The organism is Plantactinospora sp. BB1, assembly GCF_003030385.1.
Classification (GTDB): Bacteria; Actinomycetota; Actinomycetes; order Mycobacteriales; family Micromonosporaceae; genus Plantactinospora.
In genome coordinates this window covers 6439347-6461203 of the sequence record NZ_CP028159.1, presented here as the reverse complement: position 1 = coordinate 6461203, position 21857 = coordinate 6439347, and the positions used below count along the sequence as shown (strand labels likewise).

The 21857-nt window shown below is 71.9% G+C and carries 18 protein-coding genes; 6 read left to right on the top strand and 12 right to left on the bottom strand.

Annotated elements, in window-relative coordinates; translation table 11 throughout:
• Positions 1-45: 45 nt before the first annotated feature.
• The gene (locus C6W10_RS28160) at positions 46-1533 is read right to left on the bottom strand and encodes an MFS transporter (RefSeq protein ID WP_234361460.1); all 1488 of its coding nucleotides are present in this window, start codon (positions 1531-1533) and stop codon (positions 46-48) included.
• A gap of 123 nt (positions 1534-1656) precedes the next feature.
• On the opposite strand from C6W10_RS28160, the gene C6W10_RS28155 reads away from it, so the two are divergent.
• Complete coding sequence (locus C6W10_RS28155) at positions 1657-2088, top strand: helix-turn-helix domain-containing protein (RefSeq protein ID WP_107261991.1); 432 nt, start codon at positions 1657-1659, stop codon at positions 2086-2088.
• On the opposite strand, the gene C6W10_RS28150 is transcribed toward C6W10_RS28155, so the two are convergent.
• The 6 genes from C6W10_RS28150 to C6W10_RS28125 form a co-directional block, all read right to left on the bottom strand.
• Positions 2089-3279 carry a DUF418 domain-containing protein gene (locus C6W10_RS28150; RefSeq protein ID WP_107261989.1) on the bottom strand — a complete coding sequence of 397 codons (1191 nt, stop codon included), beginning with the start codon at positions 3277-3279 and terminating at the stop codon, positions 2089-2091.
• Between the two features lie 86 nt (positions 3280-3365).
• Entirely contained in the window at positions 3366-4133 is a 768-nt protein-coding gene (locus tag C6W10_RS28145) for an SDR family NAD(P)-dependent oxidoreductase (protein WP_107261987.1), read from the bottom strand.
• Positions 4130-5554 carry an MFS transporter gene (locus tag C6W10_RS28140; protein WP_107261985.1) on the bottom strand — a complete coding sequence of 475 codons (1425 nt, stop codon included), beginning with the start codon at positions 5552-5554 and terminating at the stop codon, positions 4130-4132. Before C6W10_RS28140 ends, C6W10_RS28145 begins: the two co-directional genes overlap by 4 nt.
• Entirely contained in the window at positions 5523-6785 is a 1263-nt protein-coding gene (locus C6W10_RS28135) for an Ldh family oxidoreductase (RefSeq protein ID WP_107261983.1), read from the bottom strand. The genes C6W10_RS28140 and C6W10_RS28135 overlap by 32 nt, the downstream gene beginning before the upstream one ends.
• A gap of 343 nt (positions 6786-7128) precedes the next feature.
• Positions 7129-7893, bottom strand: coding sequence for an IclR family transcriptional regulator (locus C6W10_RS28130; RefSeq protein ID WP_107261981.1), 765 nt, complete (start codon positions 7891-7893; stop codon positions 7129-7131).
• Positions 7894-7970: 77 nt separating this feature from the next.
• Entirely contained in the window at positions 7971-8930 is a 960-nt protein-coding gene (locus tag C6W10_RS28125; protein ID WP_107261979.1) for a threonine/serine dehydratase, read from the bottom strand.
• A gap of 157 nt (positions 8931-9087) precedes the next feature.
• Between C6W10_RS28125 and C6W10_RS28120 the strand changes: the two genes are divergently transcribed.
• Positions 9088-10089, top strand: coding sequence for a DUF4352 domain-containing protein (locus C6W10_RS28120; protein ID WP_107261977.1), 1002 nt, complete (start codon positions 9088-9090; stop codon positions 10087-10089).
• Between the two features lie 22 nt (positions 10090-10111).
• Here C6W10_RS28120 and C6W10_RS28115 read toward each other — a convergent pair whose 3' ends face one another.
• A complete protein-coding gene (locus C6W10_RS28115) occupies positions 10112-11104 on the bottom strand; it encodes an NAD-dependent epimerase/dehydratase family protein (RefSeq protein WP_107261976.1) in 993 nt (330 codons plus the stop codon).
• Between the two features lie 167 nt (positions 11105-11271).
• Here C6W10_RS28115 and C6W10_RS28110 point away from each other — a divergent pair, with 167 nt between their 5' ends.
• The 3 genes from C6W10_RS28110 (at position 11272) to C6W10_RS28100 (ending at position 12508) form a co-directional block, all read left to right on the top strand.
• Entirely contained in the window at positions 11272-11625 is a 354-nt protein-coding gene (locus C6W10_RS28110) for an STAS domain-containing protein (RefSeq protein ID WP_107261974.1), read from the top strand.
• 105 nt (positions 11626-11730) lie between these two features.
• Positions 11731-12192 carry a large conductance mechanosensitive channel protein MscL gene (gene mscL / locus C6W10_RS28105; RefSeq protein WP_107261972.1) on the top strand — a complete coding sequence of 154 codons (462 nt, stop codon included), beginning with the start codon at positions 11731-11733 and terminating at the stop codon, positions 12190-12192.
• Positions 12193-12271: 79 nt separating this feature from the next.
• Positions 12272-12508, top strand: a complete 237-nt coding sequence (locus C6W10_RS28100; RefSeq protein WP_107261970.1) for a hypothetical protein — start codon at positions 12272-12274, stop codon at positions 12506-12508.
• A 56-nt stretch (positions 12509-12564) separates the two neighbouring features.
• Here C6W10_RS28100 and C6W10_RS28095 read toward each other — a convergent pair whose 3' ends face one another.
• Positions 12565-13497 (bottom strand): SCO2521 family protein, encoded by a 933-nt coding sequence (locus tag C6W10_RS28095; protein ID WP_107261968.1) that lies wholly within the window; start codon positions 13495-13497, stop codon positions 12565-12567.
• A gap of 240 nt (positions 13498-13737) precedes the next feature.
• On the opposite strand from C6W10_RS28095, the gene C6W10_RS39530 reads away from it, so the two are divergent.
• The gene (locus C6W10_RS39530; RefSeq protein WP_107261967.1) at positions 13738-18099 is read left to right on the top strand and encodes a HEAT repeat domain-containing protein; all 4362 of its coding nucleotides are present in this window, start codon (positions 13738-13740) and stop codon (positions 18097-18099) included.
• An 11-nt stretch (positions 18100-18110) separates the two neighbouring features.
• Here the strand turns inward: C6W10_RS39530 and C6W10_RS28085 are convergent, their stop codons facing one another.
• Genes C6W10_RS28085 through C6W10_RS28075 form a run of 3 tightly spaced genes read right to left on the bottom strand, consistent with a single transcriptional unit; the run spans position 18111 to position 21821 of the window.
• Positions 18111-19070 carry an SCO2522 family protein gene (locus C6W10_RS28085; protein WP_107261965.1) on the bottom strand — a complete coding sequence of 320 codons (960 nt, stop codon included), beginning with the start codon at positions 19068-19070 and terminating at the stop codon, positions 18111-18113.
• Complete coding sequence (locus tag C6W10_RS28080; RefSeq protein WP_107261963.1) at positions 19070-19987, bottom strand: SCO2523 family variant P-loop protein; 918 nt, start codon at positions 19985-19987, stop codon at positions 19070-19072. Before C6W10_RS28080 ends, C6W10_RS28085 begins: the two co-directional genes overlap by 1 nt.
• Before the next feature lies 1 nt (position 19988).
• The gene (locus tag C6W10_RS28075; RefSeq protein ID WP_107261961.1) at positions 19989-21821 is read right to left on the bottom strand and encodes an SCO2524 family protein; all 1833 of its coding nucleotides are present in this window, start codon (positions 21819-21821) and stop codon (positions 19989-19991) included.
• Positions 21822-21857 lie beyond the last annotated feature (36 nt).

Sequence of the window (21857 nt, the reverse complement as noted above, 5' to 3'; positions counted from 1 at the left end):
ACGGGCCAGCCGCGAAACCGAGGCTGACCCGTACCCGTCGGGAGGTCAGCGGACGGGTTCCGCCGGTGCCCTGACGACGGCGGTCGACAGGTCGGCCCCGTCCCCCGGCTCGACATCCCCGGAGGAGGTGCGGCGGCGTACCCCGAAGGCGGTGACCACGGCCGCGACGACGACGGCGGCCAGCGGCACCAGCAGGGCCGCCCGATAGCCGTCGAGCATCGCTGCCGGGCCGCCGTCGGTGCCGGTGGCGGCGACGTTGACGGCGGTCACCACGGAGAGGCCGAGGGCGGTTCCGAACTGGATCGACGTGTAGAGCAGCCCGCCGGCCAGGCCCTGTTCCCGCTCCGCGATCCCGTCGGTGGCGGCGATGGTGAGCGGCCCGTAGACCAGCGCGAACGCCACGCCGAGGATGATCACCGTCGGAAACATCGCCGGGTACGTCGTCTCCGGGCCGATCCGCAGGAAGAGCGCGTACGAGACGGCGGCGAGGAGCAGGCCGCCGAGGATCACCCGAGGATTGCCGTACCGGGCGACCAGCCGGGGTGTCAGCAGCGGGGCGAGTACGACGTCCACGCTGACGGCCAGCAGCGCGAGACTCGTCTCCAGGGTCGACCAGCCGCGCAGTTCCTGGAGGTAGAGCACGGCGATGAACTGGAAGCCGGCGAAGGCGGCGAGGAAGAGCAGCCCGGTGACGTTCGCCCGGACCAGTGCCGCGGAGCGGAGGATGCCGAGCCGGACCAGCGGGGTACGGGACCGTGCCTCGATGGTGAGGAACGCGCCGAGCAGGGCCAACGACGCGGCGGCCGTACCGATGGTCTGCGCGACGCCGGTGTGGGTGGCCCGCTCGACGGTCAGGACGAAGAGCAGCAGCGCGGCGGTCACGGTGACCGCGCCGGCCAGGTCGATCCCCTGGCCGGTCGGCGCGGGCCGGGGCGATCGCGGCACCAGCGGTACCGCCGCGATCAGCAGGACCAGCGCGAAGAGTACCGGGGCGAAGAAGACCCAGCGCCAGTCGATCGCGGTCAGCAGGCCGCCGACGACGAGCCCGAGCGAGTACCCACCGGAGGCGATCCCGGCGTAGACCAGCAGGGCGCGGTTTCGCTGCGGTCCCTCCGGGATGCTGGTGGTGATGATCGAGAGTCCGGCGGGGGTCATGAACGCGGCGGCGACGCCGGTGACGAACCGGGCCAGCACGAGCATCCAGCTCTGCGTCGCCAGCCCGCCGAGCCCGGAGAAGAGCAGGAAGACGAGCAGCCAGCAGAGGAACATCCGACGCCGCCCGTAGAGGTCGGCGGCACGACCGCCGAGCAGCATGAAGCCGCCGTAGCCGAGGACGTAGGCGCTCATCACCCATTGCAGGGTGCCGGTGGAGAGGCCGAGGTCGGCGCGGATCGACGGCAGGGCGACGTTGAGCATCGCCACGTCGATGCCCTCCAGGAAGATCGCCCCGCACATGACCACGAGCACGCCCCAGGTGCGTGCGTCGGGCCGGTGCGTACCGGTGGACTGCTGGACTGTCGGTGGACTGGACACGGAACGGCTCCTCAGCACAGGCGGGACCGCGCGAGGGAACGGCCGGGGCGCGTCGTTCGGTTACCACCCGGCTGGTCAGTTCCCTCTTGTAACCAAGGAAATCGTCGGTCAGGCTTGACCATCGTGGAAGAAGGCACTTCGAAGTCACCCGGTTACTGCACGGGAACCGAGGGCGACTACACGGCCCGGCAGTGGGACGGGCGCGAGGACTGCGAGGTACGCCAGATCCTCGACCGGATCGCCGACAAGTGGTCGTTGCTGGTCATCGCCCTGCTCGACCGGCAGAGCCTGCGCTTCACCGAACTGCGCCGGGAGATCGACGGAATCAGCCAACGGATGCTCACCGTCACACTGCGCCAGCTCGAACGCGACGGACTCGTCCAGCGCACCGTCCACCCGGTCGTACCGCCCCGGGTGGACTACGCGCTCACCCCGCTCGGCGTCACCCTGCACCACACGATCCAGTCGCTGGTGCACTGGACCGAATCCCACCTGGACGAGATCGCCGCCGCCCGTACCAGGTACGACGAGCGCGCGGCGACCTCGACGCGATGACTAGCCGACCGGCCGGGGCAGACGCCGCCAGGCGGGGCGTTCCGCGTTGGTGAACCAGCGCAGCAGCCACTCGGCCGGGCCGTGTCCGTGCCGCGCCAGCCACCAGCGGCTGAGCACGACCTGACCGGCGAAGATCGCGACCGCGAAGAGCATCATCTCCAGCGGAGACACCTGACCCACCAGGCCGAAGCCGACACCGGTGAAAATCAGCAGCGTGGCGACCGACTGGCCGAGGTAGTTCGACAGCGCCATCCGGCCGGCCGGGGCCAACGCCGTACCGAGCGAGCGGCCGCGTTCGCTGTGCACCACCCGGATCAGCGTGGCGGCGTACGCGGCGGCCAGCAGCGGCGCCGTCATCGCACTCACGAGTACCCCGAGGGTGTTGCCGTTGCCGCCGAGCGAGGCGTAGACGGCGCCGCCGACGATGCCGACCGGGAAACCGACGAGCTGGACGATCCGCAGCCACGACTCGCGGCCGGTGAGCCCGACCAGTACCCGCCGCCGGGCGGCGACCATGCCGAGCAGGAACATCGCCAGCGTGGTCGGACCCTGCACGGTCAACTGGGAGAGGGCGTAGAGCGGCAGGATCGCGATGTGCTCGTGCACCACCGAGCCGAACCCACCGGCCAGGTTGGCGGCCGACTCCTGTGCGGCGGCGACCTGACCCGCGTGGTCGAAGTAGCTCGACATGTCCAGGAAGAGGATGCTCGACCCGATGCTCAGCAGCAGATAGCCGTAGAGCGCGGCGGCGACGATCAGCGCCGTACGGTCCCGTACCCCGCGCATCGCCAGCAGGACCGCGCCGAGCAGCGCGTAGACGGTGAGGATGTCGCCGCTGATCAGGAAGACCGCGTTGACCGCGCCGAGGGCGAACAGGCCGAGCAGCCGGCGTACCATCCGGGGCCGGAACGCCGCCCCGGCCCGCGCCGCCGCCTCCGTCTGGAGCACGAAGCTGTAGCCGAACATGAACGAGAAGAGCAGGTAGAACTTCATCCCGAAGAAGCTGAGGTTGGCCCAGCGCACCGCGTCGTCCAGCCACGAGTCGTAGGCCGGGTCGGTCACGTTCAGGCTGTAGCCGGTCGCCACGAAGGTGATGTTGACGACGAGGATGCCGAGCAGCGCGAAGGCGCGCAGTGCGTCGAGGTCGGGGATGCGGGTCCGGGGGGCCGTTACGGCGGTGGCTGTGGTCACCAGTCGAGCACACCAGCGCCGGGCCGCCCGGTCAGGAGCGTCAGGTCCCGGGGCGGGGTGGAGCTAACTCCACCCCGCCCGGCGAACTAGTACACGACGTGTTTGCCGCCGTCCACGATGACCGCCTCGCCGGTGACCATGTCCATGCCGAGCAGCCCGAGCACCGCCTGCGCGACGTGTTCCGGGTCGGCGGTCCGGCGCAGCGGCACCACCTCCCGCTCCTGGGCGCTCCGCTGGGCGAAACCCTCCTCGCCGTGCAGGCCGGGCTGCCAGCGGGTGTGCTGCACCGTGCCGGGCGCCACCGCGTTGACCCGTACCTCGGGGGCGAGCGCCACCGCCAGGTTGCGGGTGAGCTGGAGCATCGCCGCCTTGCTCACCCCGTACGCGATCGAGGAGCCGCCGGCCCGGTAGCCGGAGATCGACGAGATGTTCACGATCGCCCCGCCGGTCTCCCGCAGCGCGGGCGCGAAGGCGCGGGCGCAGCGGAACGCGCCGAGCAGGTTCAGGTCGAGCACGTCCCGCCAGATGTCGTCGGTCAGCCCGTCCAGGTCGGGGTGTTCGACCGCCCGGGTACCACCGGCGTTGTTGACCAGCACGTCGACCCGGCCGAAGGTGGCGACCACCTGCTCGGCCATCGCGCGTACCTGGGCGTCGTCGGTGACGTCGGCGGCGAGCGCCCGGGAGCGGCCGGCCCACTCCCGGGCCCGTTCCGCCGTCTCCTCGGCCTCGGCCCGGGACCGGCTGAAGTTGACCACCACGGCGTCCGCGCCGGCCCGGGCCAGCGCCAGGCTCACCGCCCGGCCGATCCCGGTGCCACCGCCGGTGACCACGGCGACGGTCTTCTCCAGGTTCATCGCGCCGTCTCCACCGGGGTGGAGGCCGTCGGCGGCGTCGCTCCCGGACCGGCTTCCGGTCTCTCCTGGTACGCGTGCACGGCGTTGATGTCCATTGTCCGGGTCTCCCGGGCGGCCAGGAACGCCACCAGCGAGACGGCGGCGGTGAAGATGATCCAGAGTGCGACCAGCCAGGGTGAGCCATCGGCGGTGCTGAGCAGTGCCGCTGCGATCAGCGGGGAGAAGCCGGAGATGGCGGCGCCGATCTCCCGGGAGGCGGCGAAGCCGGTGTAGCGGACCCCGGCACCGAACAGCTCCGCGTAGAACGCCGGCTGTACGGCGATCATCGGCGCGAAGCCGATGCCACCGGCGATGATCAGCGCCAGCCAGATCAGCGCGGTCACCTCGGTGTTGAGCAGCCAGAAGTACGGGAAGGCGAAGGCGGCGGTGAAGACCACGCTGAACAGGTTGAGCGGCTTGCGGCCGATCCGGTCCGAGAGTGCGCCGTAGATCGGCTGGACCGCGATCACCACCAGCCCCATCAGGATCACGCCGGTCAGCGCCACCCAGCGCGGCTGGTCGAGTTCGTTGGTCAGGTAGGCGACGCTGAAGGTGGCGAAGATGTAGACGATCGCGGTGTCGCAGATGTGCGCCCCGATCCCGACCAGGAAGTTGCGGGGGTACATCTTCAGGGTGTCCAGGATCGGCGTCCGGACCACGGTGCGGCTGCGCTCCATCCGGCGGAACACCGGCGACTCGGTGACCCGGAGCCGTACGTAGACGGTCACGAAGATCATCAGGAAGCTGGCCAGGAACGGGATCCGCCAGCCCCAGGATTCGAGCTGGTCGTCGGGGAGCATCCCGACCAGCAGGAACGAGACGGTACCGAGCACCAGACCGATCTGCACCCCGGTCTGGGCGTACGAGGCGTAGTAGCCGCGCCGCTCCGGTGGGGCGTGTTCGGCGAGCAGGGTCGACGCGCCGCCGAACTCGGCTCCGGCGCCGAGCCCCTGGCAGATCCGCATCAGTACCAGCAGGATCGGCGCCCAGACCCCGATCTGGTCGTACGTCGGCAGCAGGCCGATCAGCCCGGTCGCGATGCCCATCACCAGGGTCGTGATGATCAGTGTGGAACGGCGGCCGATCCGGTCACCGAGCCGGCCGAAGAAGAAGCCGCCGACCGGACGGAACAGGAACGCCACCCCGAAGGTGGCGAACGCGACGAGCGTGCCGACCGCCGGCTCGGCGTCCGGGAAGAAGATCTCGTCGAAGACCAGCGCGGCGGCGGTGCCGTAGATGAAGAAGTCGTACCACTCCAGGGCGGTGCCGACCAGCGAGGCCGAGACGACCCGGCGCAGCTCGGCGGGTGGGGTGCGCTCCTGGTCGGAGGGAGCGGAGGTGGTTTCGGGCTCAGGCGGGGGCGCGGGGTCCACCGGTGTCATCAGGGTTCTCCTCGGGCGAGGGGGCCGCGCCGTCGGCGCGGTTTCGGGGGTGGGGTACGGGTACGGGTACGCCGGGCAGCTCGGGTCCGCCCGGCAGCTCGGCCAGTTCGCGCCAGGTGGACGGGGCGAGGGTGATCCCCTCGGAGATCCGGGCGGCGCGGGTCCGCGCCTCCTTCTCGCCGGGCACCAGCACGCCGTCCGGGCCGGGGTCGGTGTCGACGGCGGGCGCGGTGTCGCCGAGCAGTCGGCAGAACTCCTCCGACCGGCTCCGGAATCCGGAGACCGGTACGAAGGTCTCGATGTCGATGGCGATCAGTACGGTGCCGTTGGTGTTGTCGTAGCCGGGCAGGCTGGACACTCCGGCGCCGGAGAGCAGCCCGCCGACGATCTCGATCATCACGCTGAGGCCGTAGCCCTTGTGCTGGCCGAACGGCAGCAGCGCGCCTCCGGTGTAGAAGTCGGCCGGGTCGGTGGAGTCGCGGCCCTCCGCGTCGACCAGCAGGCCGGTGCCGACCCGCTCCTGCCGGGCCAGCGAGAGCGCGAGCTTGCCCTCGGCGATCGCGGAGGTGGCGAAGTCGACGACCACCGGGGGCCGCCCGTCGGCCCGGGGCGCCGACCAGGCGAGCGGGTTGGTGCCGAGCCGGCGCTCCCGGCCGCCGTACGGGGCGACGGTCGGGTCGATGTTGCAGAACGCCAGCCCGACCGCGTCCGTTTCGGCGAGCGTCTGCACGTACTCACCGAGTCGGCCGATGTGGTTGCAGTTGCCGATCGTCACCACGCCGACGCCGTACTCCCGGGCGAGGTCGCGGGCCTCGGTCACGGCCAGCCGGGCGGCGAGCTGGCCGAATCCGCGTCGGCCGTCGACGACGGCGGTGGCCCGGTGCCGGCGTCGGACGACGGGGTCGGCCGAGGGATCGATCATGCCCCCGCGCACCGCGTCGACGTACGGGACCAGCCGGCGTACCCCGTGCGAGTCGTGCCCGACCAGGTCGGATTCGACCAGCGAGACGGCGACGGCCCGGGCGGCCGGTTCCGGGCTGCCGGCGGTGACGAGGATCCGGGCGGCGATCTCCACCAGCTCGTCGGCGGCTACGGCGACCGGGGTCACCCCGTCGTCGGCCCCGGCTGCGGGCTGGTCCGGCGCGCGGCTGGTCGGCACGGTCGACCAGGACGGCGATCGGTGTGCCGTCGCCCGGTCGCCGGTCTGGTCGCGGTCCTCGCCGTGCGCCATCTGGTGTCACCCCCAGAGCACGGTCGTTCCGTCCTGCGGAACGCCGTTCCACAGTTACCTTCGTCACAGTCTGGCCTGTAACGTCGAGCGACGCAACCGGATGGAAACAATTCGCTGCCGCGCCGGGGCTGCCACCACTTCTTCAACAGCCTGTCGAGCTGCCCCGTCTGTGCGCCCGGGCCCGACCGGACTCGACCACGAGCCGGCCACCCGCCCCGGCTGTGCACCCAGCTCTAAAGGGCGCCCGACAGGCACTCCTCTCGGGCCGACCAGACCCCAGCCAACCGGTGCGACCGACACGACCGACACCACCGGCAGCAGCACCGGTGGTCAGGCCGCCCGGTCAGCCCGGGACGGTGCGGGCGCCGAGGGCCCGGGAGACCTGGCCGGCGGCCTCGACCACCTGCCGGCCCACCTCGTCCGCCGGCTGGTCGGCCGCCTCGTAGCTCAGCGTCGCCGCGCTCACCCCACCGATCACGTGCCCGGCGTGGTCGTACACCGCCGCGCCGGTCGCGGAGACCCCGGGCTCGTTCTCCTCGTGGTCCTCGGCCCAGCCCCTGGACCGGACCGTGGCGAGTTCGGCGAGCAGCTTCCCGACCTCGACGATCGTCCCCGGGGTGTGCCGGCGCAGCCCGGTCCGCTCGGCGAGCGCCACCACCCGGTCGTCGTCCAGGGTCGCCAGGACGGCCTTGCCGATCGACGTACTGTGCAGGTCGAGGCTCATCCCGACCCGGGAGGCGAGCTGGTACGGCTTGCCCGCCTCCACCTTGGCCACGTAGACCGCCTCGTCACCGTGCAGCAGCGCCAGGTGCACGGTACGGCCGGTGCGCCGTTGCAGCTCCTCCAGCTCCGGGCGTACCCGGGCGGGCAGGTCCAGCCGGTGCATCACCCGGCCGGCCAGCGCCAGCATCCGGGGGCCGGTGAAATAGTCCCCGTTGCCGGCGGGCCGGGCCAGCCCGCGTTCGACCATCACCTGGAGAATCCGGTGCACGGTTGCCTTCGGCAGGTTCGTCGCCGCCGCGATGTCGGTCAGCCGGCTGTGCTCGACCAGTGCCTCCAACACCGCGAACGTCTTGTCCGAGGCGCTCGCACCGGTCCGGTCAGCCATGGTTCCAATGTAGGGAACACCGCCGACCGGCTCGGTGGCGCCGCCTCGTCACGCCGCCAGCTCGGATCGTCACCCCGTCAGCCCGGGTCGGGGCGGCCGGCGGCGGCCGCCAGTACCGCCGGGTCGACGTTGCCGCCGCTCACCACCGCCACCGTACGCCCGGCGGGCAGCTCGGCGGCGTGGAACATCCGGGCGGCGGTGGCCACCGCGCCGCTCGGCTCCACCACCAGCCGGGCGTCCCGGACCAGCCGGGTCGTCGCGGCGGCGATCTCCTCCTCGCTGACCGTCACGATGCCGTCCAGCCGGGCGCGGAGGTGGGCGAAGGTCAGCGCCGAAAGGTTCGTTCGCAGGCCGTCCGCGCTGGTCCGATAGGTACGGGCCGGTTCCCACTGCCGCAGTTCGCCGCTGCGCAGCGACTCGGCGGCGTCGGCGGCGAGCGCCGGCTCGACCCCGATCACCCGGGCTGCCGGGCGCAGCGCCTTGACCGCGGTCGCGACCCCGGAGGAGAGCCCGCCCCCGCCGACCGGCACCAGCAACACGTCCAGCTCCGGCAGGTCCGCCAGCACCTCCAGCCCGATGGTGCCCTGACCGGCGATGATCCGCCGGTTGTCGAAGGGCGGGATCAGGGTCCGTCCCTGCTCGGCGGCGATCGCCTCGGCGACCGACAGCCGGTCGGCCGGGGCGACCATGCGCACCTCGGCACCGAGGGCGCGTACCTGGTCGACCTTTGCCGCCGTGGCACCCTCGGGGATCACGACCGTGCACGGCACGCCCCGGGCCCGGGCGGCGTAGGCGAGCGCCTGCCCGTGGTTGCCGGAGGAGTGCGTGACCACGCCCCGGGCCCGCCGTTCGGCGTCGAGCCGGGCCACCGCGTGCGTCGCGCCGCGCAGCTTGAACGAGCCGACCGGTTGCAGGCTCTCCGGCTTCAGCCAGAGCCGGTCGTCCCAGCGGCAGGGCAGCAACGGCGTACGCAGCACCACACCGGTCAGGTCCTCCGCTGCGGCCCGTACGTCGTCGACGGTAACGAGATCAACCACCCGATCATCCTGCCACCGCGGCTCGGACGGTGGCCCGGAGCGGCGGCTCGGCCGGCCCCGTCCCGCCTCCGCGGGTATCAGAATGACGATCCCTACCGGGATGAATACGGCTAAAGCCTACTATTCCTCAGAGGCCCCGGAGGATACGAGGATCGCGATGACCAGCCCCGACCAGCCCGGCGAGCAGCCGTACCGGCCCGGCGGCGGTTCCGGCGAGCCACCGCCGGCCGGGGACCGCCCGGCCGAACCGGTCCCCCGGTCGTGGGACTGGGCGATCGACCCTCCGCCGCCGGAGGGGCCGACCCGGGAGCCGACCCCGGATCCGGCGGCCGGGTCCTCGGTCGACGAGGTCCCGGATCCGATACCGCTGACCGGCCGCTTCCCCGACACGGTCGCCCCCGGCGCGGGCCCGCCCTCCCCACCCCGCCCCGAGGGGCCGCCACCGCCGGACTGGTCCACGCCGGAGACCCGGGTCAGCACTCCGCCACTGAGCGGTTACTCCCCGCCGCAGTCACCGCAGCCGCCGATCTGGGCACCCCAACCGGCCGCACCGGAGGCGGGAACCGGGCCGGAGGCGGGCCGACCACCGCCCGGCGGCCCCGCCCGGACTCCCGAGTTCGTACGCCAGACCGACCGGCGATGGTGGTTCGTACTCGGCCTCGTCGCCGCGGTGCTCTCCTGCTGTTGCGTGGCCGCCGCGGTGATCGCGCTCGCCTGGGGGCCGGACTTCTACACCGGGCTGCGCGACCCGGCCCCCCGGATCGTCGGCCTCAACCAGCCGGCCCGGGACGGCGACCTCGAATTCCAGGTGCACTCCGTGCGCTGCGGCTTCACCGAGGTCGGCGACCCGCTGGTCAGCCAGCTCGCGGTCGGGCAGTTCTGCCTGGTCGACCTCGCGGTACGCAACCTGGGCGCCCGACCGGTGACCTTCCAGGACAGCCTTCAGATCGCGTACGGGCCGGCGGGGCAGCGGTTCGGGGTCGACACTTCGGCCGGACTGCTCGCCAACGCCGACCAGGTCAGCTTTCTCAGCGAGATCAACCCCGGCAACCGGGTCACCGGGGCGGTGGTCTACGACATCCCACCGGACGCCCGGATCGTCCGGCTCCGGCTGCGTACCGCCGCCACCTCGCCCGGGATCCAGGTCCGCACCGGATAGCCGCCCGGCGGGTACGGCCGGGTCAGCGGGCCCGCCAGGCGGCGAGGACCTCGGCCTCCTCCGCCTCGGTGAGACCGATCCGCCGGCCCGCCTCCGGGCCGGCGGTGGCCAGCCAGGCGCTGGTGTCCCGGACGGTCTCGGCCAGTGGCCGGGTCCGCAGCCCGGCCGCCAGGCTCGGGGAGACGTCCCGGGTGAGGAAACCGGCGTACTCGGGCAGAGGCAGCCACAGCGGCAGCGAGCGTGGGCCGGACCAGGGCTGCACCCCCTGCTCCGCCAGGAACTCCTGGGGCACCCAGCTCAGCTCGGCACCGTCGGGGAGTACGTCGGCCAGCAGCGCCGCCCTGGTCGTCGGCGCGCCGGTGCCGTCGTACGTGCCGGTGAGCCCGCGTTCGGCGGCCGCGACGATCCAGGCCGCCAGGTCGCGTACGTCCACCAACTGCACCGCGTCGTCGGGCGAGCCGGGTGCGAGGACCTCGCCACCCCGGGCCGCCCGCCGGACCCAGTATTCGAAGCGCCCGCTCGGATCCTCCGGCCCGACGATCAGCCCGGCCCGGCAGACGAAGACCCGGTCGGCACCGAACGCCTCCGTCACGAGCTGCTCGCAGGTCACCTTGCAGGCGCCGTACGACTCGGCGGAGAGTTCCGGGTCCTCCGCGTCCGGGGGCGCCGGTGCCAGGAGCGGGGCGGTGTCGACCCGCTGGCCGACGGTGGCGGTGTCCGCGTACACCGAGCCGGTCGAGACGAACGTGAAATGCCCCACTCGGCCGGCGAGCGCGGCGACCGCGTGCCGGACGTGCCCGGGGTGCCGGGCTACGTCGACGACCGCGTCGAAGTCGCCGGTGAGCGCGGCCAGGCCGGCCGGGTCGGCGCGGTCCACCCGGACGAAGCGGACGCCGTCCACCGGGTCCCCGGAGGAGCCCCGGGCGGCGCAGGTGACGTCGTGGCCGGCGGCGAGGGCGTGCCGGGCGACGGCCCGGCCGAGGAAGACGGTGCCGCCGAGGACGAGGATTCGCATCCGGCGATGGTGCCCGGCGCGGCCGGTCGCCGGTAACCCCTGTTCGCGCAGAGCGGAGTACGGTCGCCGACACCGGTACGGCGGTCCGACGGTCGACTTCCGCCGCCCGTCATGCATACCGGGCCGGTTGTGGAGTACGGTTCGACCGATATCCCAGGAGGTCGCGAATGTCCCTGACGGTGCACACCGAGGAGCGGGCCGACGTCGTCGTCGTGTCGGTCGCGGGCGAACTCGACATGGCCACCGCGCCGCAACTGCAGGACCAGATCACGGACCTGCTGGAGAAGGGGCACGCCCGGCTGGTCTTCGACCTGGCCGAGCTGACGTTCTGCGACTCCACCGGACTCTCCGTCTTCGTCCGCGCCCGGAACAGCGCCGACGAGGCCGGCGGGATGGTCCGGCTGGCGGCGCCGCGCCGGGGGGTGTTGCGCATTCTTGAGGTGAGCGGCCTGGTGGAGGTGCTCCAGACGCACGCCACGGTGGACGAGGCGGTGGCCGGCGGCCCCGTCGCCACCGACTGACGGCGTCACCCGTCGGTCCCGCGCCGGTCGCCCGCCGCTTTTCGTCCGCCCCGCACTGGGCACTAGGTTGTCGACCGACACGAATCCGGCAACCTGGAGACGCCAATGCTCAAGGGCTTCAAAGACTTCATCATGCGGGGGAACGTCGTCGACCTCGCCGTCGGCGTGGTGATCGGCGCGGCCTTCACCGGCCTGGTCACCCAGTTCACCAACTCGTTCCTGAAGCCGCTGATCACCATGTTCGGCGGCGAGGAGGGCATCAAGGCCGGCACCTGGACGCTGCCCAACGACGCCAAGGTCGACTGGGCAGCCTTTCTCAACGCCACCATCACCTTCCTGATGACCGCCGCCGTGCTCTACTTCCTGGTGGTCCTTCCGCTGAACAGGCTCGCCGAGCGGCGCCGCCGGGGTGAGGAGCCGGAGCCGGCCGCGCCGAGCGAGGAGATCAAGCTGCTCACCGAGATCCGTGACGCGCTGGTCGCCGCCGGCCGGGCGCCGAACCGGCACCCGGAGGGCCCGGACGAGCGGTTCGGCCAGCAGTACCCGCCGGCTCCGCGCCGCCCCTGAGCCCCCGGACCGTCACCTGCCAGGGTGACGGTCCGGCACCCGGTGATCTTCTCGAACGTACGTTCGATAAGGTCCCCGCATGGAGCAACGAAAGCACTGGTGGAACGGCAAGTGGGGGCGCCTGGCCCGGCGCGACGTCTACCTCCGGGCGGATGCCGACCAGTGGCACGTGGAGCAGCGCGCGGGCGGCGCCGAGGGGATCTCCCGGTTCTACGAGTTCGACAGCGAGGAGGCGGCGTACGACGTGGTCCGGACCCTGCTGACCGGGCCCGACACCTGGCGGGAACTCTCCGCCCGGCCGCCCGGCACCCGATGACCGACCGCCCGGCTCGACGCCGCGGCGCCGACGGTCGGCGGGGACGGCGCCCGTGGTCAGCGGGACGGCGCTTCCAGCAGGGCGATGGTGCTCAGCGTCACCTGGTCGCGGATCCGGGTCACCGAGGTCTGCCACTGCCGGGTGAACCCGGGCCGGTGTTCGAGGTCCCGCCACACCGGCAGCACCGACTCGTCGAGCCGGGCGGCCGGCATCCAGAGGTGCAGCAGGCAGTCGATCGCCGGTCGCAGCCGGTCGATCTTCTGCGTCCGGGTGCCCGGCCCGGTGAGGCTGAACTCGATCAGCGACAGCAGCGTGGTGAGCAGCCAGTCGTGCAGGGCGAGGTCCTCGCAGAACTCCACCAGCGCCGGCACCGCCTCCTGCGGCGCGGTCAACTCCAGGGTACGCAGCGTGTCGGACTCGATCCGGAACTTGCCGTGCGCCTCGGTCCCCGGCTCGGCGGCCGGCAGCACCGCCCAGCGCAGCCGGGTGCGCTTGGTCCGGAACGGCGGCCGCCGGTCCAGCCGGGAGGAGCTCTGCACCCCGTCGATCAGCCGGGCGCTGATCGCACCGAGGTTGAGCGTCTGCGGCTGGTAGGTGGGGCCGAGGAAGCCCTGCGCCACGTCCCGGATGTCGACCTTGCCGATCGTCTCCACCCAACCGGGTCGGGACAGGTAGTGCGACCAGATCAGCCGGCGGTTGCTGGCCGCCCGGTCCAGCCGGGTGTAGGTGGAGCCCTGTAGGACGTGCCCGCCGGTCACCGCCGCGTGCGAGACCACCGTCCCCACGCCCCGGGTACGGCTGCCGGTCCGGGTCGGCAGCCGGCAGTCGACCCCGGTGAGCTGGTCCGGCGAGACCGCGTACGCGATCGGGCGCTCGGAGCGGCGGACCCGCTGGCCGACCAGGAGGTCGAGGAGTTGGGCGGTGTTCTCCAGCGAAAGCGAGCTGGAGTTCTGTAGAAGTCCGGTGTGGACCTCGCCCAGGGTGAGCATGTGCTCCTCCGCAACCTCGTGGGCACCGTGACCGCATCACCGGGCCGGGTCGCCGTGACAGCGTCACGGTAACCGATGTTCGCGCCGGGGACGGTGATCGGCCGGCAGCAATTCGGCAGGGTCTGTCGGCGAACGTCCGGTACCCGGTGCCCACCGCCTCCCACCAGCGCAAATCAGGCTGTTGCGTCCTATTGATACGGTTGCGTTACGCGCCGCTCACGCCGCCCCCTAGGAGCCGCCGTGACCAAGGTCTACGTCTCGGCCACTTTCCGGGATCTGCAGGACTGCCGGGCCGCCGTACAACTGGCGTTGCGCCGGCTGCGGGTCGAGGACATGGCCATGGAGTCGTACGTGGCCGAGGATCGGCGTCCCCTCGAACGCTGCCTCGCCGACGTCGCCGAATGTGACGTCTACGTCGGCATCTTCGCCTGGCGGTACGGCTTCATCCCGGCCGGCTACGACCGCTCGATCACCGAACTCGAATATCGGGAGGCGCTCACCGGCGGCAAGCCGTGCCTGATCTTCCTGTTGGACGAGGAGGCGCCCTGGCCGCGCAGCTTCGTGGACCGGGGACGGGACGCGGAGAAGATCGAGGCGCTCCGGGCGGAGCTGGCCGACCGGCACATGTGCAGCACCTTCCGGGACCCGGCCGACCTGGCCGCGATGGTGACGGCGGCGGTGGCGAACTGTCTCACCGACGCCGGGGTGCCGATCGGCGACGGCATGCACGCGCTGAGCCGGGAAACCCTGAAGCAGTATCTGCTCCGGCTGCGGCAGCACTACGGGGTGCTGGACCTGGACGCGCTGACCCCGGAGCAGACCGAGGACTACCTGCGGATCCAGTTGATGTCGGTCTTCGTCGAGCAGTGGGTACGCGAGGATCCGCCCCCGGCCGAGCTGCCCCGGGAGTGGCTGCGCCGGATGCAGTCCGAGGGGCGGATCGGCACCGAGGACGTACCGGAGGAGGTCGATCCCCGGGAGTTGGTGCAGTTGCACGAGTCGTACCGGGCGAAGCCGTTGCAGCGGCTCTTCGACGTGCTCGGCGCGCCGGACCAGCGGGCGATCGTGTTGCTCGGCGATCCCGGCTCCGGCAAGTCGACCGCCGCCCGGTACGTCACGCTCAGCCTCACCGGTGGTCCGGTCGACGACCGGCTGACCGCGCTCGCCGACCACCTGCCGCTGCTGATCGAGCTGCGTTCCTTCATCACCCTGGTCGCCGAGGGGAAGTGCGACAACTTCGTCGACTATCTCGACCACCGGGCCGGCACCGACGGGCTCGGCATCGAGCGGGCCGCGCTGCTGCGGCACCTCGGTGTCGGCGGCCGGGCGGTGATGATCCTGGACGGTCTGGACGAGGTCTTCGACCGGCACCGCCGGGAGGAGGTGGCCCGGCAGATCGCCGGCTTCGCCGCCAACCACCCGCAGGTACGCATGATCGTCACGTCCCGGATCATCGGCTATTCGCGGCGCATCCTGACCAGCGTCGGCTTCGTGCACTACACCTTGCAGGACCTGGACGAGGAGCAGACCGGCGACTTCCTGTCGAGCTGGTACCGGCTGGCGATCCGGGACCGGCCGGAGGACGCCCGCGCCCAGCGGGCCCGGCTGCTGGACGCGATGCGGCACTCGCACGCGATCCGGGAACTCGCCGGCAACCCGCTGCTGCTGACCATCCTGGCGATCATCGGCAAGCACCAGCCACTCCCCCGGGAACGCTGGAAGCTCTACGACCACGCCGCGACCGTGCTGGTGGCGCAGTGGGACACCGACCGGCACCTGCGGGAGCAGTCCTCGGTCGCCGGCTTCCTGGACCCGGAGGACAAGAAGGAGCTGCTGCGCCGGCTGGCGTACCGGATGCAGTCGGCCGACCGTGGCCTGACGGTGAACTACATCGACCGGACGGAACTCAGCGACGTCTTCGAGCAATATCTCGTCGAGCGCTACCGGCGGGACGCCGCCACCGCCCGGAGCATCGCGCTGGCGATGATCGACCAGTTCCGGGAGCGGAACTTCATCCTCAGCCGGTACGGCCCGCAGGTCTACGGCTTCGTGCACCGCACCTTTCTGGAGTTCTTCTGCGCCGACGCCATCCTGGCGAAGTTCCAGCACGACCAGGTGCTCTCCTTCGAGCAGCTCAAGGACCTCTTCCGGCAGCACTGGGCCGACCTGTCCTGGCGGGAGGTGCTCCGGCTGCTCGCCGGCGCGCTGCACCAGAACCACACCGCGCAGCTCATCCAGCTGCTCACCACCGAGGTCAACCAGCCGTGGCCGCCGGCCGACTTCGCCCCGCCGCCGTGGAACCTGGCGCTGGCCGTGCAGTGCCTGGCCGAGGTCCGCAACCTGCACAGCGCCGCCGCCAAGCCGGCGGAGACGCTGCTGCGGCAGCTCATCCTGCTGCTGGAGCACTGCGTCTCGATCGACGACCGGGAGACCGCCCGGCTGATCGACGAGGAGATCCTGCCGGCCGCCAAGGCGATCGGCCCGAACTGGCCCGGCCGCAAGATCTACCTCTCCTGGTACCGGCGCCGGGGCGTCCGGGTCGTCTGGAACCCGGTCTCCACCCACGCCGCCCGGCTGGCCGCGATGCTCTCCACCCCGGCCGAGCGGATCGACGACCTCTTCGACGACGTGCTCGCCAGCATGGACGACAGCCCGGCTTCCTACGCCTCGGTCGCCGGCCTGGCCGAGCTGGCCCAGCTCGCCACCAACGCCGTGGACAGCCCCGCGCACCAGGCCGCCGCCGCCCGGGCCCGGACCCGGCTGATCAAGCGCGCCCGGGCCGACAACCACGCCGGGGTGCGGCTCGCCGCCGTACAGGCCCTCGGGGAGCGGTTCGGCACCGATCCGGAGGCCCGCGACCTGCTCATCGAGCGGGTCCGCGCCGACGGGTACGCCGGGGTGCGGCTCGCCGCCGTGCAGTCGCTCGGGGAACGCTTCCGGGACGAGCCGAACGTCCGCGACCTGCTCCGGGAACGCGCGCACGCCGACGAGCACGCCAGCGTACGGCGTACCGCGATCCAGACCCTGGGTGACCGGTACGGCGGCGACGACGAACTCCGGGACGTACTCGTGGAGTGCCTGCGCACCGACACCGACGCCGAGGTGACCAGGACCGCCGCGCACGTCCTGGTCGAGCGGTTCGCCGCCACCCGGCACGTCCGGGACCTGCTGATCGAGCGCGCCCGCGACGACACCGACCCGGTGACCCGGCGGACCAGCGTGCGGGTGCTCGGCGAGCGGCTGGCCGGCGACGCCAAGGTCCGATCGGTGCTCGTCGAGCGGGTCCGGGTCGACCGTGACCCGGGCGTGCTCCGGGCCGCCGCCCGCGCCCTGATCGACCAGCAGGGCCCGGACACCGCCACCCGGGACCTGCTGGTCAGCCGCACCGGCGGGGACATCGACGAGGCCGTCCGGCTGGTCGCGCTCCGGATGCTGGTCGAGCACTTCGACCGGGACACCGCACTGATCGACCTGATGGTCACCACCGCCCGCCACGACCGGGACGCCGACGTACGGCTGCTCGCCGCCCGGGCGCTGACCGACGAGATCGGCGCCGAGGCGTCGGTCGGGGCCGCGCTCGGCGAGCTGGCGTTGCGGGACCGGGACGCCCGGATCCGGCTGGTCGCCGCCCGGGCCCTGATCGAGCGGGTCGGGATGGACTCCGCCGTCTCCGAGGTGCTCGCCGGGCTCGCCCGGGACGACTCCGACGCGGCCGTACGCCTCGCCGCCGTCAACGCCCTCGCCGACACCGTACGCCGGGATCCGGCCACCCGGGAGGTGCTGCTCGACCGGGCCCGTACCGACTCCGACGCGGAGGTGCGGCTCGCCGCGCTCCGGGCGCTGACCCGGGAGCCGCAGCTCACCGACCAGGTCCACCAGGTGCTGGTCGACCGGGCGCACCACGACCCGGACGCCGCCGTCTTCGCGCTCGCCGCCACCGCGGTGATGGAACGGGGCGGTTCCCGCGACGACGTGCACGACCTGCTCGCCGGTCGGGTGCACGGGGACAGCAACGCCCGGGTCCGGCTCGCCGCCGTACGCCTGCTGGTGCAGCGGGTCGGTGTCGACGCCGACGTCCGGGAGGCGCTGCTGGAACGGATCCGGCACGACCCGGACGCCGAACTCGTGCACGAGGCCGCCGTGGAACTCGCCACCCGGCTCGGCACCGACGTGGAGCAGTGCGAGGTGCTGATGACCCGGGCCACCGGCGAGGACCCGCAGATCCGCACCGTGGCGGTACGCATTCTCGGCGAGTACTACGGCGCCGACCGGGCGGTACGCGAGCTGCTGATCGAACGGGCCGGCGACGACAGGGACGTGCAGGTGCGCCGGGAGGTGCTGCGAGTGCTCGGTGAACGCCTCGCCGAGCATCCGGAGGTGCGTACCCTCTTCGTGGAGCGGCTGCGCGACCAGGACTGGTCGGTGCGGGCCGCCACGGTGCAGGCCCTCGGCACCCACTTCGGCGACGACCGCCAGACCCGGGAACTCCTCACCGAACTCGCCCGGGACGACCCGGACCCCGATTTCCGGCGCCGGGCCGGTCAGGTGCTCACCTGGCTACCCGACGCGGACCCCGACCACCTGCCGGACGTACGGCGGTGAGCGGCGTGCGGTCAGTCGCCGACGAAGACGTAGTCCGCCCGCTCGACCAGGTCCTTGGGCAGGTCGATGTGCTCGTTGCGGCTGCGGGTCTGGATCTGGTCCAGCACCGCCGGGCTGATCGAGACCTGGCTCAGGATCGTCCGGACGGCGTGCTCGATGGGGAGGAAGCGCGAGCCGAGCACCGAGAAGGTCCGGTACGCGCTGAACGGCGCGGCGTGCGGGTTGAGCTTCACCACCGCCGGCATCTCGTCCCAGTCGTCCGGCCAGTCGTCGAGCTGGTAGGGGTTGGTGACGCCCTCGCCCTCGTGCCGGAGCAGACCCAGCCGCATGAGCTGCCAGACGGCTGCCAGGAAGGGGCAGGACCAGCGCCGCTGGCCGTCCTCCTCGTAGTCCCACAGCTCGACGTCCATGAAGATGGAGTGCCGGTTCGCCGCGTTCTGCACCGGCGGCTGCCAGGTCCGGCCGGCGCTCATCGCCTGCCCCGGGCCGGAGGTCGGCGACCGCCTGCCGTTGCAGAGCCAGCCGGTCTCCGTGGTCGGCGGGCGGTCACCGGTGGTCTCCGGGACCGGATCGGAGACGAGCTGGGTGAGCACCAGCTCGGCGAGCGGGATGTCGTCGGCCTGGGCGCAGCCGGCCTCCCGGGCGAAGTAGTCGATCACCAGACCGGTGTCCTGCGCGGCCTCGCGGACCTGTTCCATCACCACCCGGGGCGTGCTGAACCGGGTGAAGTAGTCGTCGATCAGGAAGCAGGTGCTGATCCGGGGCCGGCCACCCGGCAGCCGGTCGGCGCAGGCCTGCCGGGCCGCCGCCGCCCAGGGCGCGACCCGGGCGAAGTGCCGGCGGAGCTGGTCGATGCCGCCGGCGAACTCCTCGATGTAGAGGTGCCCCAGCTCGACGGAGAGGTGCGAGAGCGGTACGGACTCGACACTGCGTCTGGCCGCCGTCTCCTCGAAGGTCACATCCGGTCTCATCACAGCATCTCCCAGGCCGCGTCGTCCACGATGAGCTTTGCCAGTGCCGAGAAGGCCTCCACGGTCTCCAGGTTTGCGATCTTGCGCGCGTACACGTCGTTGTCGGAGATGAGCTGCTCACGCCATTGCAGCACCGGGTCGAGCGGTACGGAGCCGATCAGCATCGTCCGGCCCACCCGGTTGTTGCTGGCCAGCTCCAGCAGGTCCTGGTTGCACTCCCGCAGCCAGGCGACCTGCGCCGGCCGCAGCCCCTCCAACTCCGGCGAGTCCGGGTCGACCACGGCGGTACGCACGAACCGGAGCCGGTTCACCAGTTCGTCGTGGTCGTGCCCGACCAGGGTGCCGGCGTCCAGGATGCCGCGGGTGCCGTAGACCAGGCCGGAGGCGGCGAGGACGTGTTGCCGGGTCCAGCGGTGGAAGACCAGCCAGCGCGACCGTACCGACTTCAGCTCCGGCATGGCGGTGGCCGCCAGCACCATCTGGGTGGCGTACGACCGGCCGGCGCTGAGGTCGACGAGGCTGAGGTCGAACTCCTCCTCCAGCCGCAGGAAGAGCCGGGCGCAGCGTTCGATCCGCTCCCGGGTGGCCGGGAACTCCCCGCCGCCGCTGTCGCCGGGCAGCAGCACCAGCCGGCCGGCGCCGGGCGGCCGGTTGCGCAGGCTGGGCCGGTCGGACTCGGTCCAGACCTCGATCCGCTGCGGCTCGGCCAGGGCGCCGTCGAGATAGTCGTGCAGCCCGCCCCGGGTGGTGCCGTGCACGGCGGAGTCGATGTTGAAGATCGCGCCGGCCGTCGGCGACCCGAAGTCGAAGTCGAGATAGCAGACGTCGCTGCCCTGCAACGCGCTCCGGTAGAGCATGTTGCTGCTGGTGACCGAGCGCCCGGTGCCGCCCTTGTCGGAGGCTGCGAAGATCAACATTTCAGCCAGCCTCCGCGACGTCGCGGCGGGCCGCGTTCAACTCGTCCAGCCAGCGCAACACCGAACTGGTCAGCGCCGCCGCCGTACCGGGCCGCTCGTGCACGATCTCCCTGGCCCGCCGCAGGTTCACCCGGACCACCTGGAGCGTCTGCTGCATCTTCGGACCCGCCTCCGCCGCACCGGCCAGCAGCTCCATGTCGTAGAGGTGCTCGGCCTCGTTGAGCAGGTCCAGCGCGTGCATGGTGAGCCGCTCACTGCGCAGCGGTGGCCGGCGCAGCACCCGGACGGTGGTGACCAGCCCCTGCACCACCCGCTCGGTGTAATACCACGACGGGGAATCGTGGAACTCGTCGAACTGCCGGAACACCCGGGCCGGCTGGTCCCAGAGGCTCCGGCCGCTGCCGCGTTCGAGGCGGCGGAGCACCAGATGGTCCCAGACCAGGTCGGCCAGGTCCAACATCCTGGCCCGCTGCTCGGCGTCGCTGAGCAGGCCGGCGATGTAGACGGTGCGCTGCAACAGCAGGGCGGAGAACTCGGTCACCGTCCAGCGCAGCGTCGGGCCGCCCAGCTTCTCGCTGTTCTGCAAGGTCATCCGTACGCCCGGGGAGTGCAGCGCGAGCGCCGGATCCTGGTCGAAGGGCCGGCGGGTGATCCGCGCCCGGTTGGCCAGCTCCTCCAACACCGCACCGACCCGGCCCAGCTCGGCGTCGGCGCCGCGCTCGACCACCAGACCCTTGACCGCCAGCGAGGTCACCAGCAGGGTGTAGTAGTCGGTCGCGTCCCGGTCGGTGGTCCGCCAGGGGATGTCCTCCAGCGGCCAGCGGTGCCCGTCGCCGAAGGTGGCGACGGTGGCCCAGTAGCCCCGGGTCAGGTCCCAGCGCAGTTGCAGCGCCCGGGAGAGCCGCTGCTGCTCCTCGTTGAGCAGACCGAGGATCCGGGTCCGCTCGGTGAAGAGCTCCTCGATCGCGTCGATCGCGATGACGGTGAAGTAGAGGTAGGGCTCCTCCGGCGCCACGCCGACCGGCTGCTGGCCGACCGGCTCGGTCGTCTCGACGTCCGGGGCGTCCCGGACGATGCCCCAGGACCAGCCGCACTCGAAGAGCCGGTTCGGACTGTCCAGGTCGGCCACCTGGCCGGAACCGATCATGACCTCGCGGAAGCTGGCGATGGTCTGCCGCAGCCGGCGGCGCAACTGCGCGACGATCTGCCGCTGCGGCAGGTTGCTCTGGTTGAGGGTACGGACCAGCGCCTGGCCCTCGTCGGAGTCGACGTCGAAGACGTTCACCGCGAAGCTGCGCAGCAGACCCACCATGGCGGCGGTCAGCCGCGCGCTCGCCATGCTCTCCAGTTCGTCGATCTCCCGGAGGATCTCCTCCCGGCGTACCGCCGTGCGGAAGACCCGGGCGAAACCGATGGCGGCCAGGGAGAGTGTGATCGACATGGCGAACGAGTCGACGATGTCGAGATCGAGTTGCTGTTCGGAGGGCTCGCCACCGTCGGTCTGGAAATATGTCCGGCCGGAGAAGACCGGCGTCCCGGATTTGTCGGTGTAACGCTGGTAATACTCCGTCAACACCTGGATCAGGATCCGGGGAATCTGGGTGGCGGTACCGAGCGGGCGCAGCGCCCTGATCATTTCCTCGGCGGTCTCGTCCGGACGGTCCAGTCCGAAGTCCGCCTGGGTCGCCGGCAGCAGGATGCAGAGCAACTGCTCGGCGTCACTGATCGAATTGGGCCCGTCCCGCCCGCCCCACTGCCACTTTCCGTCCTGCCAGCTCGTCCGGACGGTGGCCGCCCAGATCTCCAGGAGCTCCTGACGGGGCTGGATCCTCATCTATCGTGCACCACCATCCGCGAAAAACACCGGCTA

Coding starts and splice junctions, on each gene's coding strand:
- C6W10_RS28145 (WP_107261987.1), bottom strand. CDS start 4,133: ATGAACCTGGAGAAGACCGTCGCCGTGGTCACCGGCGGTGGCACCGGG.
- C6W10_RS28115 (WP_107261976.1), bottom strand. CDS start 11,104: ATGCGAATCCTCGTCCTCGGCGGCACCGTCTTCCTCGGCCGGGCCGTC.
- C6W10_RS28100 (WP_107261970.1), top strand. CDS start 12,272: ATGGAGCAACGAAAGCACTGGTGGAACGGCAAGTGGGGGCGCCTGGCC.
- C6W10_RS28140 (WP_107261985.1), bottom strand. CDS start 5,554: ATGACACCGGTGGACCCCGCGCCCCCGCCTGAGCCCGAAACCACCTCC.
- C6W10_RS28080 (WP_107261963.1), bottom strand. CDS start 19,987: ATGTTGATCTTCGCAGCCTCCGACAAGGGCGGCACCGGGCGCTCGGTC.
- mscL (WP_107261972.1), top strand. CDS start 11,731: ATGCTCAAGGGCTTCAAAGACTTCATCATGCGGGGGAACGTCGTCGAC.
- C6W10_RS28110 (WP_107261974.1), top strand. CDS start 11,272: ATGTCCCTGACGGTGCACACCGAGGAGCGGGCCGACGTCGTCGTCGTG.
- C6W10_RS28130 (WP_107261981.1), bottom strand. CDS start 7,893: ATGGCTGACCGGACCGGTGCGAGCGCCTCGGACAAGACGTTCGCGGTG.
- C6W10_RS28085 (WP_107261965.1), bottom strand. CDS start 19,070: ATGAGACCGGATGTGACCTTCGAGGAGACGGCGGCCAGACGCAGTGTC.
- C6W10_RS28120 (WP_107261977.1), top strand. CDS start 9,088: ATGACCAGCCCCGACCAGCCCGGCGAGCAGCCGTACCGGCCCGGCGGC.
- C6W10_RS28075 (WP_107261961.1), bottom strand. CDS start 21,821: ATGAGGATCCAGCCCCGTCAGGAGCTCCTGGAGATCTGGGCGGCCACC.
- C6W10_RS28135 (WP_107261983.1), bottom strand. CDS start 6,785: ATGGCGCACGGCGAGGACCGCGACCAGACCGGCGACCGGGCGACGGCA.
- C6W10_RS28095 (WP_107261968.1), bottom strand. CDS start 13,497: ATGCTCACCCTGGGCGAGGTCCACACCGGACTTCTACAGAACTCCAGC.